The organism is Persicitalea jodogahamensis, from assembly GCF_014651615.1.
Taxonomy (GTDB): domain Bacteria; phylum Bacteroidota; class Bacteroidia; order Cytophagales; family Spirosomataceae; genus Persicitalea; species Persicitalea jodogahamensis.
Genome location: NZ_BMXF01000001.1, coordinates 2,097,346 through 2,111,384 on the forward strand (window position 1 = coordinate 2,097,346; position 14,039 = coordinate 2,111,384).

9 protein-coding genes are annotated in these 14,039 nt (G+C 48.8%); 2 read left to right on the forward strand and 7 right to left on the reverse strand.

Annotated features, from left to right (window positions below; translation table 11 throughout):
* Positions 1 to 99: 99 nt before the first annotated feature.
* The 3 genes from IE117_RS08600 to IE117_RS08610 form a co-directional block, all read right to left on the reverse strand.
* Entirely contained in the window at positions 100 to 2,205 is a 2,106-nt protein-coding gene (locus tag IE117_RS08600) for a thioredoxin domain-containing protein (RefSeq protein WP_189563875.1), read from the reverse strand.
* Between the two features lie 40 nt (positions 2,206 to 2,245).
* Positions 2,246 to 3,181 (reverse strand): aldo/keto reductase, encoded by a 936-nt coding sequence (locus IE117_RS08605; protein WP_189563876.1) that lies wholly within the window; start codon positions 3,179 to 3,181, stop codon positions 2,246 to 2,248.
* Positions 3,182 to 3,290: 109 nt separating this feature from the next.
* Positions 3,291 to 3,464 (reverse strand): hypothetical protein, encoded by a 174-nt coding sequence (locus tag IE117_RS08610; protein ID WP_189563877.1) that lies wholly within the window; start codon positions 3,462 to 3,464, stop codon positions 3,291 to 3,293.
* Positions 3,465 to 3,702: 238 nt separating this feature from the next.
* Here IE117_RS08610 and IE117_RS08615 point away from each other — a divergent pair, with 238 nt between their 5' ends.
* Both IE117_RS08615 and IE117_RS08620 read left to right on the forward strand, forming a co-directional pair.
* On the forward strand, positions 3,703 to 4,719 hold the full coding sequence (locus IE117_RS08615; protein ID WP_189563878.1) for a zinc-dependent alcohol dehydrogenase: 1,017 nt from the start codon (positions 3,703 to 3,705) through the stop codon (positions 4,717 to 4,719).
* 32 nt (positions 4,720 to 4,751) lie between these two features.
* Positions 4,752 to 5,522 (forward strand): SDR family NAD(P)-dependent oxidoreductase, encoded by a 771-nt coding sequence (locus IE117_RS08620; protein ID WP_189564292.1) that lies wholly within the window; start codon positions 4,752 to 4,754, stop codon positions 5,520 to 5,522.
* 617 nt (positions 5,523 to 6,139) lie between these two features.
* Here IE117_RS08620 and IE117_RS08625 read toward each other — a convergent pair.
* From IE117_RS08625 to IE117_RS08640, 4 genes are all read right to left on the reverse strand, one after another.
* Positions 6,140 to 6,793 (reverse strand): RNA polymerase sigma-70 factor, encoded by a 654-nt coding sequence (locus IE117_RS08625; RefSeq protein WP_189563879.1) that lies wholly within the window; start codon positions 6,791 to 6,793, stop codon positions 6,140 to 6,142.
* Between the two features lie 343 nt (positions 6,794 to 7,136).
* Positions 7,137 to 8,687: a RagB/SusD family nutrient uptake outer membrane protein gene (locus tag IE117_RS08630; protein ID WP_189563880.1), complete on the reverse strand. Its 1,551-nt coding sequence runs from the start codon at positions 8,685 to 8,687 to the stop codon at positions 7,137 to 7,139.
* Between the two features lie 18 nt (positions 8,688 to 8,705).
* The gene (locus IE117_RS08635; RefSeq protein ID WP_229580544.1) at positions 8,706 to 12,206 is read right to left on the reverse strand and encodes a TonB-dependent receptor; all 3,501 of its coding nucleotides are present in this window, start codon (positions 12,204 to 12,206) and stop codon (positions 8,706 to 8,708) included.
* Between the two features lie 120 nt (positions 12,207 to 12,326).
* A complete protein-coding gene (locus IE117_RS08640) occupies positions 12,327 to 13,517 on the reverse strand; it encodes a FecR family protein (RefSeq protein WP_189563882.1) in 1,191 nt (396 codons plus the stop codon).
* Positions 13,518 to 14,039: the final 522 nt, after the last annotated feature.

Sequence of the window (14,039 nt, forward strand, 5' to 3'; positions counted from 1 at the left end):
AATAAGCAAAGGCTGATACTATTTTGGCGCAAACAAAAAGAAAGAAGGAATAACTAGAAGAAATCCGCGGAGTGATCCGGAAAACAAGAAGAATTTGACTCAAAAAGTGACCATTTTTAAAGCCTGGTCGACCTCATCGGTCGGCAGTTTGCAGACTTTGTCTTTGCAGACGTAGATACGGGTCTGCCCGGCCACTTTTTTATCGTCCAGCAGGGGGAGGTTTTCGTTCTCCCCGCCCGCAAAGACGGCATTGGGGAGGTAGTACTTTTGCAGGAGAAGATTTTGCCCGAGGGCGTTTTTACCGAGGATGGCTACTTCATACGTTCCGTAATGCTCCAGACCCAGCAATAGCGCCCAGCTGGTGTAGGAAGAGGCGTCCGTGGCTAGACTGAATTTGATCCGGTCCAGCATTTTTCGGGCATTGGTGACGTACTTTTCATCATACAAGATTTTACCCAACCGGTATTGGGTCAGACTCATAATCCCGTTGGCAGAGGGAACGACTCCGTCGTTGACGCCGATGCTGTTGATAAGTATGTTTTCCTTCTTTGCGGTGTGGGTCGTGTAAAAATTGGATTCTGCATCAAAAAGATACGTATCCGCATACTCGATCAATCCCTCAGAAACATCGAACCAATGCTTGTTGAAATTGGATTGGTAAAGGTGCAGCGTGGCATCGGCCAGGAAAGCGTAATCTTCCAGGAATGCATCGATGGAGACCTTCTGGCGGCGGAAACTACGCTGTAATCTGAAATTTCTACCCAACATGTATTTCTCCAGAAACCTCGCATTTTCTTCCGCCGCTTGCAGGTATGCCGGATCACCCAGGGCTCGGTAGGCATCCACGTAGCCTTTGAGCATCAAGGCGTTCCATGAAACCAGAATCTTATCGTCCAGGCTGGGATGCACCCGTTTGGCTCGCGCCGCGAAAAGCTTACCCCTGGCTTTGGCAACCAGTGGTTCACTAAGGTCGGAGAGACCGGCGGATTGATCAAGATACAGGATATTCTCGCCTTTTTCCCAGTTCCCTTTTTTAGAAATGGCAAAAGTCTTTTCCAGAGCCGCCAGTTCGGGCGCGTCGAGAAGACGGGCCATCTCGTCATATTGCCACACGTAGAATTTCCCTTCTTTGCCTTCGCTGTCGGCGTTGATGGAAGAGTAGAAGCCCCCTTCGGCGCTGGTCAGCTCGCGCTTTACGAAGCTCAGGGTTTCTTTGATGATACGGCGGTAATTTTCGTTACCAGTCAATTGATAAGCGTGGGCGTACAGGCTGACCAACTGCGCATTGTCATAAAGCATTTTCTCAAAATGCGGGACCCGCCACTGGTCATCGGTGGCGTAGCGGGCAAAGCCTCCGCCCAACTGGTCGTAGATGCCTCCGCGAGCCATCTTGTCGAGCAGGGTCGTGGTGGCAGAAAGGGCTTTTTTGTCTTTGGTCAAATAGGCATACTGCATCAGGAATTCCCAACGAACGGGAGTGGGGAATTTGGGGGCGCCCTTGAAACCTCCATCGGCGAAATCCACCTGGTCCAGCAAGCCTTTGTAAACAAGTTCATATAATGTCCCGTTGCCCTCGGCCGAAGTGTCGGCGTCAGCCGCCGCCGTTTGGATTTTCCTGATTTCCTGCGTCAAATCTTCAGACTGTTTCGTCAGTGTGGCGTTATCCTGCTCGTAGGCTTTGTGGATGTTTTGCAGGAGTTTCAGCCATTGATCTTTGGAGAAATAGGTTCCGGCGTAGAAAGGCTTGCCGTCGGGCAGCGCGAAGGCGTTGAGTGGCCAGCCGCCGTTGCCGTTGATGAGCTGGGCAGCATTCATATAAATCTCATCGAGGTCGGGCCGTTCCTCGCGGTCGATTTTGATAGAAACAAAATGGGCATTCATGTAATTGGCAACGGCCGTGTCCATGAAACTCTCCTCTTCCATGACGTGGCACCAATGACAGGCCGCGTACCCAATACTGATAATGAGGGGTTTGTTCTCTTCCTTTGCCTTTTTCAACGCTTCATCGCCCCACTCGTACCAACCTACGGGATTGTCGGCGTGTTCCAGAAGATACGGACTCGAGGCATTGCCCAGATGATTGCCCGATTGACCAAGGGATTTCCTGTCGGCATGGCAAGAAAGTACGCACATGCCGGTAAAAATGGCCATTATGGTCTTGAACAACCATTGGCCGGCTGTGTTTTGGGGAAAAAGCAAGGTCATTCTTATAAGGGTTTATTGACCACCTTATAATTATACGCAATTATCGGACGACTCCCACTATTTCATCGAATAGCGCCTCAGGCAGAACGCCCGCCTTCCAATCTTCCACGGTGGATTTGATCTGCTCGATTTTGCGCGCACCCATTACCACGCGATTGGCTTCTTTCACCGAAAACAAAAACCTCTGCGCCAGTGTGGAAAGCTTCATGCCTTCCCGGTCGGCGATGGCTTTCACTCTGATGGCATTGTCCACGTCACGATCAGTAATCCACTGATCGTTGGGGCGCTCGTCGCAAAATTGCTCAAAACGGTTGCCCAACAATGAGAAATGCAGAGCCGAGGCCGCATAATAAGCCACCCCCTCGCGCAGGTTGTGCGGCATATCTTTTTCAAAACCCGAAATATTACAGGCATCCACTCTTAGGAAGCCGGAAACGACCTGAAAGTTGTCTTTCTTAATATAAGGTCGGAAGCTGTCCGTTGGATTGCCACCCGCCCCAATCAGTTTGGTATAGCCCGCGTCGACGAATCCTTTGAGGGTGTCGATGATTTCCTCGATCCTGTCCAGACGGACCAGATATGGCTCGTGGAGGAACAACAAATCCACCTGATCTACCCCGAGTGTTTCCAGACTCTCCTCCACGCTGCGTTTCATGCGCTCGGCGCTGTAATCTACAATGGTTTCGTGGGCATTGTCGCTTTTCAGCCGCCCCACCTTGGTGCTGATGAAGGGCCGTTTTCCTTTCCATTGTGCCAGGGCGCGACCTACCACGGTTTCCGATTGATTGTAGGAGGGAGAGGTATCCAGCGACGCGATGCCGTTTTCAAAGGCATATAGCAGACAGTCCACCGACTCGTCATAGTTGGTTTCGCCCCATACACCGCCCAGTCCTGAACAGCCATAGACCAGCCGGCTTCCGTGCGAAAAAGGGTAGTTTTCCTGATTGATATCGGACAAATAGGTAGGTTTTGACATAAGGCACCTGTAATCTTTTTAATAAAGTGGATTAGATGGAGGACTGACACGGTACTTTTAACACCCCACACACCCAAATGATACTAAAGAAGTACTTCTTCGCACAAAACTAGTATTCAAAGTAGCTGGCAACCGAACCTGTATTGACATAGACAGGTACTATTTTGGGATTTGCCGCATTGTGTGGTCTTACCATGGCGGCATTGCCTGGCTGATCACTACCGATGGGGCGTAGAATATACACCATCCAATGGGCACCGGATGGCATCAATTGCAGCATCATGGCCTAGGTCAAAGCCCCCGCGCCATTGGCCTCAATCGCACCGCCAAATTCAAAAAAGAGTCTTTTTAAGTCCTGCGCCGGGGATTGAAGCACATTGACCATGACGGCGGCTATCATAGTATGATGCGTTTTCCTTTCCAAAGAGCGAAATCTCATGTTGCCAGGGAAGAGAAGGGTAGTTGAGAATTTCTGATGCTTTTACATTATAAATAACTCAATAATTATAAATCACGATATAGTGAAATCAACGGTTTACGAAGGCAACAAGACCTTCACTGTCATTGAAAGGGAAATCGAAGCGCCGGCTCCGAACGAGGTCCGTATCAAAGTGGCCTACGTGGGCGTCTGCGGTACCGACGTGCACATTTACCACGGCATGATGGACAAGCGCGTGAAGACGCCCCTGACCATCGGCCACGAGATGTCCGGCGCCGTGGATGCGGTCGGGGAGGGGGTATCGGGGTTCCATATTGGCGAAAAAGTGGTCGTCCGGCCCCTGGACCACCGCGGCCAAAAGCCCTCGGACAAAGGCATCAGCCACATCTGCGAGGATCTGAAGTTCATCGGTATCGACTCACCGGGCGCCATGCAGCAGTACTGGAACGTGCCCGCCTTCACCCTGCACAAACTGGGCGCAGAGACCGACTTGAAGCTGGCCGCCCTCATCGAGCCGCTCTCGGTGGCCTGCCACGACGTGCGCATGGCCGGGCTCGAATCGGGTGAGACGGCGGTCGTGCTCGGTGGCGGACCCATCGGGATGCTGGTGGCGATGGTCGCCCGGCAGAAGGGCGCGAACGTCATCATCTCGGAAGTGAACGAAACCCGCATCGGGATGGCCAGGGAGTGGGGCTTCACGGCGGTGAACCCGGCGAAGATCGATCTGGTGGAGTTCGTGAAAGGTCAAACGGAGAACCGCCTGGCCGATGTGGTCTTCGAGGTGTCGGGCGTGCAGGCGGCCGTGGACGTGATGACCGAAGTGGCCGGCATCCGGGGCCGGATCGTGATGGTGGCCATCCACGGCCAGCCCAAGTCCGTGAGCCTGTTCAAATTCTTCTGGAAGGAGTTAAAGCTCATCGGGGCCAGGGTCTACGAGCCCGAAGACTACGAGGAGGCCATCGCCCTGGTGGAAGGGGGCACATTGCCGCTGGAGCGCATGATCACGGCGGTAAGGCCCCTCGATACCATTCAGCGGGTGTTTGAGGACATCGACCGGCAGCCCGACGGCATGAAGGTGCTCATGGATTGCCAGGTATAAATATTCTCTCATCATCCCAAAAAATCAACTTCATGAGTGTACTGGATAAATTTAAGTTGGACGGAAAAACAGCCCTGGTGACGGGCTGTAAAAGAGGCATCGGTAAGGCCATGGCCGTAGCCCTAGCCGAAGCGGGCGCCGACATCATCGGCGTGAGCGCGACGCTGGAAAAGGAGGGCAGCCAGGTGGAAAAAGAAGTGCGGGCCACGGGCCGCGACTTCCGGGCCTACACCTGCGACTTCGGCGACCGAGATGCCCTGTACACTTTCATTAAGAAAGTGAAAGCTGATTTTCCCGTGATCGACATCCTGGTCAACAACGCCGGGACGATCCTGCGCGCGCCCGCCGCCGAACACCCCGACGAGATGTGGGACAAAGTGGTGGAGGTGAACCAGAACGCGCAGTTCATCCTCACCCGCGAAATCGGCAGGGAGATGGTCGCGCGGGGTAGCGGCAAGGTGGTTTTCACCGCCTCGCTGCTGACGTTTCAGGGCGGCATCACCGTGCCGGGCTACGCGGCCAGCAAGGGGGCCATCGGTCAGCTGACGATGGCCTTCGCCAACGAATGGGCGGGCAGGGGCGTCAATGTCAACGCCATCGCCCCCGGCTACGTCAGCACCGACAACACCGAGGCGCTGCGCAGTGACCCCGCCCGGGCGGCGTCGATACTGGGCCGGATTCCGGCGGGCCGCTGGGGGGAGCCGGAGGACTTCGCCGGGCCGGTCGTGTACCTGTGTTCCGGGGCGTCGTCCTACGTGCACGGCTCCATCATGCTGGTGGACGGCGGCTGGATGGGCCGGTAGTTTCCACTGCCCGCATTTCTCAAAAACAAAGACAACAAAAGGCCAGCATCCATTGGCTGCGAACTACCCATGACAACAGATTACAAACTTTGAAACGCCTCCACGGATGCAATCTTTCTGGAATTCAGCCTGGATGTCAATCATGACTATCCAAATATGCCGCATTGCGTCCTGTATTCTGGCAATGTAGTTTTAGGTAAAAATCAGTTTGCTTCGATTGCTTGAATGCTCGACAAAGAGAGCTACCTTACAAGAAAACGAACAGAACCATGTCAAAAGAAAAGGTCGTCCAGAAAGGTGTTAAAAAGAAGGCTGAGAAAAACCTGAAGGAAAAAAGGGCTGACAAAAAAGGAAAAAGAGATTCTAAGTCAAAGGAGCAGTGAGAAAGACTTAGTATTGAAGGGACCGCCTGATTCGCTAAGCTCGAAAGAGCTTAGCTTTTTTTTTATGTGAGTCAGTGAAACCAAAGGGGCACGCACAGGGTTGATGTTGGGTTTGACATCTATATCTTCTGTTCGCCATTTCTACGATTGTATAAAGAAATGCTGACTGGTGAAGCGTCAGCATGAAATTGCGCTAGGATTATATTTCTAAATTTACACTAGTTGGTTTGCTGATTAAATGCAAAATAAAACCAGCATGTGTAAGAATGAAGATGGAGCCAATTTTAATCTTAACAGGCTAATAGCTCGTTGCTTCTGTGTCTTCACAGTATTTATTGACAAGCCCAATTCTTCCGAAATTTCATAATTTTTTTTCCCTTGCAGATAGCTCATTTCAAGTACCTGTCTGCTGCCTGCCGGTAGTTTTTCAATGGCACCAAAAAGCTCTGATAGTACTTCGGCATAAATTATTTGATTCTCCATCAGATTTTCCTCCATGGGCTCCTTCTCAAGCTGATCTCGAAACTTACGAATCACCAATCTATGTTTGAGTAAATCCATGCAAGAGTTTTTCACCGTCGTGTATAAAAAACTCTTTATAGCAGGTACTTCACTACCTACATTCTCTTTGCATCTCCAGTAGCTTACAAAAGCATTTTGAACGATATCTTCCGCCTCAGCTTTATCACCGATAATCTTACTGGAAAAATATACCAAACCAGAGTAACTACTATCAAATACAGATTTGAAAGTCAGATCATTGGCTGGTATATAGTTCGACGAATTCATGCTACTACTAATTTCGGATACACCCATAAGTACCCTAATCATTGCGCTTTGTGAAAGTGCCCAATGTTTCGGCAAAGTACAAATTTTTGTCGAAATCATAACAATTACGTCGTGGTAAATTGGGCTTCCACCGATCAATTATATTCTATGCCTGTTCACGCAAACGGGCCTTACAACTACTTGTTCATCAACTTTCTGCTGCGGAATAATTGCCGACTGGCTTTATGCTGTCCGATATATCACTTGGTTTGCAGCTATCAAGTCCGTCGGTTTAGCCTTAAATGAAGTATTATGAAAGTGGCATTCGCTGTATTAAGATAGGAAGATTAAGCACATATTATTCAAAAGAAAATGGTAGAATGCCAAAGCAAAAACGGCAGAATACAAAGCCATGAAATTATGCCTTGTATTCTGCCGTTTTTAAGTCCTCAGTCTTGCGTGCCTAATAGCCCTCGTTTTGATTCATATTAGGGTTTTCGACGACTTCTTTTTCAGGTAGAGGAAAATAAATATGCCGATCCTCGAATTTAAAATTGAGGAGTCTGGATTGGAAATCCCAATTGTTCAGGTCGATTTCCTTGGCAATGTGACGACGGCGCAAATCCCACCAGCGATGGCCTTCTTCGAACGCCAACTCTATCCGGCGTTCTTTGAAAATCCAATCTAAAACTGTGGCCTTATCCGTTACGGTAGTGCTGCGATCAGCGGGTACTTTCGATGGTGAACCTGATTCCACGGAGTTTCGGGCCCTTTCTCTGATTCTATTGATCAATCCAATCGCTTCTTCCAGACTTCCGTCGGATCTCACGATTGCTTCTGCCTTAAGTAGTAGTACATCCGCGTAGCGGAGAATCCGGGGATTATTGACCGTAACCCCATTTCCTTCGCCATTGCCACCTGCAGCGTAGGACGTGTTTTTAACGTACTTCATTACATTGATACCAGTGGTAACACCAGGCTTTAGAACATACGTTGCTCTGGGATCGCCCGACTCATAAGCATTAATAATGGAAGGGGTTGCATAGAAATAGGAACTACCGATCCAGGATGGTTTTTGGTTGAACATTCCAAAATAGGCGCCAATTTCTCCAATGACCGAAAATGCATCATTTCCACCAGCGCCGCCAACAAATGGATTCACATTGCCGGGTGAGGAATTCGCCTGGTACTCAAATAGGGATTCTTCGTTGTTCTCAGTAGCAGAATTGAAGTTGGCATTATAGTTTGCAGTAAGCTTGACACCAGTGATGGAATTGAAATCAGCTATTGCTTCGGTAAAGTCGGATTTTGTCCCCGATACTGACCCCCTGAATACCAAACCTTTTCCTCTAAGCCCACGGGCTGCATTCTTGGTGATTCGTCCTTTCATAGCCGCGGGCCAGCTATCAGGCAAAAGAGAGATTGCTTCTTTCAAATCCACAATCGCCTGATCCAGAAGCTCCGTTCCTTTCGAGTTTTCCGGGTAAGCATTGGCGAGGTTGGTGATTCGTTTGGTCACCACGGGTGCGGTGCCGTAGACATTCCAAAGCATAAAGAACATGTGTGCCCTTAAAAAAAGAGCCTCTCCTTTATGATGATTCTTAAGCTCTGGTTGTTTGACGTAAGCGAAGTCTCCGTTGTCTTCGATTTTTTGCAGGACTGTGTTTGCGCGGGCTATCAATTGATAGGAAAAATCGTAAAACAGGCTTAACTGACCGTTCCCCCCGTTCAGCGAAGCAAAATTTTCTTGAGCGTAATTGGCCGAGGTAGTGAGATCGTCGCTCGGCAAAAGCCAAATAGGAGACAAATGGTTATTCTGGCCTCCTCTGAAAGCGTAGAAAAAAGCAAGTTTCTGATAAATGCCCAGCACCGCTTCCTCCATCTGGATTTCGTTCTGAAAATATTCGCCTTCAGTATTCCCAATTGGCGTAAGATCGATGGTGTCAGGATTACAAGCGGTCAGGCACATCACCGCGACGAGTGTGGCAATAAAATAGGAGTGTATATTTCGCATAATAGTATAGTCTAAAAGTTAAAAACTAAGATTGACCCCAAATCCAAACGTGGTTGGCGTGGTGATATCCTCAGGGTCGAGATCATTGTAGCCGGATATAACGAAAACATTGTTTCCGTAGAGGTAGCAACGTAGTTGCTTCATGCCCTTACTTTCCAAGAAAGAACTTTGGAAACTGTATCCGATTTGGAAGTTCTGAAAACGCAGAAATCCGGCATCTTCAATATGGCGATCGGCTATCCGGTTGTTGCCCGAAGGATCGCTTTGAGCGGCTCTCGGAATGGTACTTGAAGTATTCGCAGGCGTCCACCGGTCGCGATAGGCCGACTGAAAGTGACTACCAAAACCTGAGATGGTCTGCTTTCCGAGTGTGTTCACTTTTTGCACATCGCCGGTACCCCTGAAACTTAGGTTGGTGTCCCAGTTCTTAAATTTCAGTCCTGCGTTTATTCCATAGTAGTAGCCAGGAATTGATTTCCCTAGATAGGTACGATCATATCCGTCGATTTTTCCGTCAGGGGAATAACTGATATAACTACCCTCTGGATCGGTTTCCAGTGGTGCCCCATTGAGATCCGAGAAAATCACATCACCGGGCGATTTCTGAGCATCATACCCAGCATCAGTCACCGTAGCCAGGTGTTCGGCTACCTGCTGGGTAGTTTGAAAAAGACCCTGGGTTTTGTAGCCATACAGGTAGTTCATCGAATAGCCTTCTTCTATTCTCGTATTGCCGTTCGTGACGGGCTGGCCACCGTAGAGTTTCTTTACACTGTTATTTACGGTGGTGAAGTTGGAAGAGACATTATAGGACACAGGACCCGCTACGTCGGAGTACCCGACTTGAAACTCGATTCCTTTGTTCGTCACCTGGGCAAGGTTTACCACCGGACTGCTAAGTACCCCGATGACCTTCGGGATAGAAATTGTCTGCAGGATGCCGTCGGTCAGTCGATTATAATATTCCAGGGTAACAGCCAGTTTGCTGTTGAAGAAAAGGGCGTCGAAGCCAATGTTGCTCGTTGTGACGGTTTCCCAACTCATGTCCTCGATCGGGAAATCACCCAAGGTGGAGGCTGCATATATAGTGCCGTTGCCATTGGCTCCCGTGCCGAAGGCAGCTTTCGGGTTCATATTGACCTGCGAGAGAAATGCGTAATCCCGGGTTTCCTGATTTCCCAATTTCCCCCAGCCTGCCCGAATCTTTAAGTCGTTCATCCATTTGAAGTCCATGAATTTTTCGGATGATATCCGCCAGGCGGCCGCAAATGAGGGGAAAGTACCCCATTTGTATCCAGGGCCAAATTTGGAAGTTCCGTCGCGCCTGACGGTGGCATCGAGATAGATTTTCCGATCAAAATTATAGCTCAACCTACCCATGTACCCTTGAAGTCCGGACCGGTTTCGTTCGTAGAAAACGCTTTTGGAATTATTGTCCCATCCCTCTTCAATCCGCCGCTGATCAAAATCGGTAATGGGCGACTGATTGCTGACGGTCATTTGTGTAAGGTTCCACTGTACTTTCTGATCCATTCCGTTTAAAATCACATCGAAGGAATGTTTGCCAAAGGAATTGGAGTATGTAGCCGACAGTTCCTTAACAAGGTTTATGTTGTCGTTCAATCGTCTGCCGTAGGTGTTGCCGGTTGTAGCCGGGTAGGGCATGGCTCTGACGACCTCAAATATTCCACGGTCAACATCGGAGTAGGAATCGCGATTGTTGTTGTAATAATCGAAACTAAAATTGGTCTTGAGCTTGAGGCCCGGCAACAGTGTCACCTCGGCATAGACGGTTCCCAAATTCCTTAACATGGACCGGTTGTTGATTTCCAATTCGGCCAATCCAAGAAAATTGGAGCGTGTAGCGGTACCATAGCCGTAGGAATAGAATTTGTCGTCGATGGAGCGACCCGGGGAAGCGAAACCGTACAGATTATCAGCATCATAAAGCGGTTGCCATGGTGCGCCGAAAGCGGTAGTTAGCTCACCGCCCGGATGAGAATCGGTTTTGGTATAAATAAACCGGTACGACTCCCCGACTTTCAGCCACTTGGTAAGCTGATGATCAGAATTGAAGAAGAGGGAATGCCTGGTGAATTTATTGGAATTGAAGACGTTTTCCTGCATGGAAGAACCAACACCAGCGGCGTAGGTAGACACCTTATTGCCCCCTGAAATGGATACATTAAAATCCTGCACCTTGGCATTCTTTAAAATGGCTGAATTTACCCATTCGTCCGTGTAGTCCTGGCTGTTACCCAGGTAGTTGGGAGAAGACGCATCATACAGCGAGAAATATTGATCCGGATTGAAGGCAGGATTCGCATTTTTAGCTTCCATACTCCAGTCTACGTACTCCTGCACCGACGCCATCTTATAGCGCTTTGAATTATTTTGCACTCCGTAGTTGGCGGACACATTCACGGTGGCTCTGCCGCTGGAACCTCTTTTGGTGGTGATCAATACTACCCCGTTGGAGGCTCTCACTCCGTATATCGCCGAAGCAGAGGCATCTTTCAACACCGATATGGATTCAATATCATTGGGATTGATGAGGGAAAACACATTGACCGGCCCTCGCAAATCCTGTTCGCGTGAGGAAGAGGAGGCTGCGCCGCCTTCGGTCAGTGGAATACCGTCGATGACATACAAAGGGTCATTAAAACCCAGCGTGCTTACCCCCCTTATCCGGATCGATGGCCTGGCCGTAGGGTCGCTCCCGGGGTTGCTCACAAACACGCCCGCCATTTTGCCCTGCATGGCCAATTGGGGGGAGAGCGTATTCTGTTTTGTTATTTCTTCGGCCGTGATTTGAGAAATGGCACCTGTAAGGTCACTCTTTGCGCGGGTACCGTATCCAACCACCACGACTTCTTCCAATGCCTTTTCATCCACTTTCATGGATACATTGAGCACCGATTTGTTGGCAACAGGTACTTCCTGCGTAATGAATCCGACGAATGAGAATACCAGCACGGCGTTTTCATCGGGTACTTCGATGCTGAAATTTCCTGAGGCATCTGTCAGCATTCCTTGTTGCGTCCCCTTGATCAGTATACTCACTCCGGGCAAGGCGCCGCCCCGCTCGTCCGTGACTTTCCCCCGAACTACCAGGGCCTCAGGCTCAATCGCTTGCTCCCCTGTTGAAGTTTCAGGTACTTTTGGCTTGACTACAATCGTTTTTTCAAGTAGTTCAAACGACAGGGGCTGGTTTTCGAAGCACTGCTCCAAAACTTGCCGGATGGAACCGTCAGAGATATTCACCGTGACCGGTTTGGCGTTTTCAAGGAGCTCGTTATTATAGATAAATTGATAGCCACTTCGCTTTTTTATGATTTTAAGGACTTGTTCCAGAGGTGCATTCTTAACGGAAAGGGACATTTTCTGCGAAATGGCGGACGCGCTAACCTGCATGCAGGCAATGGTAAGTAGTAGAGCACTTAATTTCATCATGAACAGCAATTTGGATGGAATAAGGCGAGGTCTTCGGCCACTTTTGTAGCGTAGCTTTTTTTTCATAACTTTACGAAGTTTGGGTTTAAAAATGGTTTATGGTTCGCACTGTACAATCAATCGTTAAGCCCGGATATCGCCGGTAGCGTTGCCCCGCTATCGGTTTTTTTTGGGCCTAAATTGTTCTTATTTATTCTTTTGAATGAAGATTTTTTTTCCTTCAATTTTGAATTTTAACTCACCGGACAATTCTAACATTTTGAGTACTTGTGACAAGGGGGTGTTTCGGGAAATGAACGCCGTAAAATGCTTGTCAGGGATTTGCTCACTGTTTTCTACATCCACATCATACCAGCGTTTAAGCTGACGGAGGATGGTTCTCAGGTCTTCATTTTCAAACTGGAAATACCCATTTTTCCAGGCAACGACTTCATCGGTGTCTATGGTTTTGATCTGAATCTTATCGCGGGCAATGGCCTGCTGTCCCGGCTTTATTATTTTGGTAGCTAAGCCATTACTCACTTTTACGGAGCCTTCGAGCAAAGTTGTTTTGGAAGCGGCTTCGTTTGCATAAGCCATCAGGTTGAAGTGAGTGCCGAGTACTTGCACGCGAGTATTCAGGGCTTCTACTTCGAAGGGTATCGACTCATCTTTTTTGATTTCAAAGTACCCTTCGCCCGTCAATTTTACCCGTCTTTTCGATCCGGAAAACGCGGTTGGAAAATGCAGGGAAGATTCCGAATTGAGCCAAACCCCACTGCCATCCGGCAAAATGATGTGATACTGTCCGCCTACGGGGGTACTTATGGTGTTGAATAAATTGTGCTGCTTTCCTGCGTGATCAATGATCTCATAGATAATCTGTCCGTCTTTTTTACTGATACGGATACCATTCTCTTCCCTGAATGTGCCATTGGCCATGTCTTCCAACAGTACCTGGGAACCGTCAGAAAATGTTAAAGTACCCTTGTCTCCGCCAGGCAATACATCATTGGGTTGGCTGGGTGCATCCACCGTGGCAATTTTTGAACCCTCACCTTTATACGCATTTTTGAGTACCACGAATGTGAGGATACCCACTACCATTGCCGCAGCTGCGTATCTCCAGTATCTAAAAGTCAGTGCCGGGCGTTCAACGGAAGATTCGCCGATCGTTTTGGTGATATTCTCCCAGGCGGACTCTTTGTCCACCGAGGAAAAAAATTGGAGGTCGTCTGCTACTGCTTCCTCATTTTCTAATTTTTCCAGCAATTGCTGATTAGCCGTATCTTCCTCAGCCCACTTCCTGATTTCCTCTTCCTCACTGTAAGAAAGCTCTCCTTTGAGATATCTATATATCAGATCAGCTTTCCCGATGGGATCTCTCTTATTTGCCATAGTCAGAATACCTTTTACAATAGTAAGACGACTTCACTGGCAAAATGGGTGACAGCGGATCAAATATTTTCTTTTTTTATATTGCTATTTATTTTATAATCAATGTATTAAGAGATAGGGGAATTATTTGATTTTCTTCTGATATCACGAAGCGACTCTGCTTACATGGCGCTTCCTATCGTTTCTTTAATTGGTTCGCTAATGCAAGCCCGGTCAGATTACTCCCTTTCAAGAGTATAAGTACTTACAAAAAGTTTTTGGGCAACTGCGCGGGTGTCGTTTCCTGAAGCTGAGCCAAGAAGACAATGATCTTGATGCAATGGCAAAAGAAAATGAGCTTCCACACTTGGAAGGACGGCTGGGTGTGGCAGTCGGTCTATCAATTAACTTTTGGTATGAGGATGCGGCGCTTGGTCAGTTAGTCAAGGCTCTGCAAGTCCAAACACCAGAGAACCTGGTGATCGTTTTGAATCGGGGCCTTACGGAGTGAGCAGAATAGCCCTCCCCGAGGTATGCCCTGTT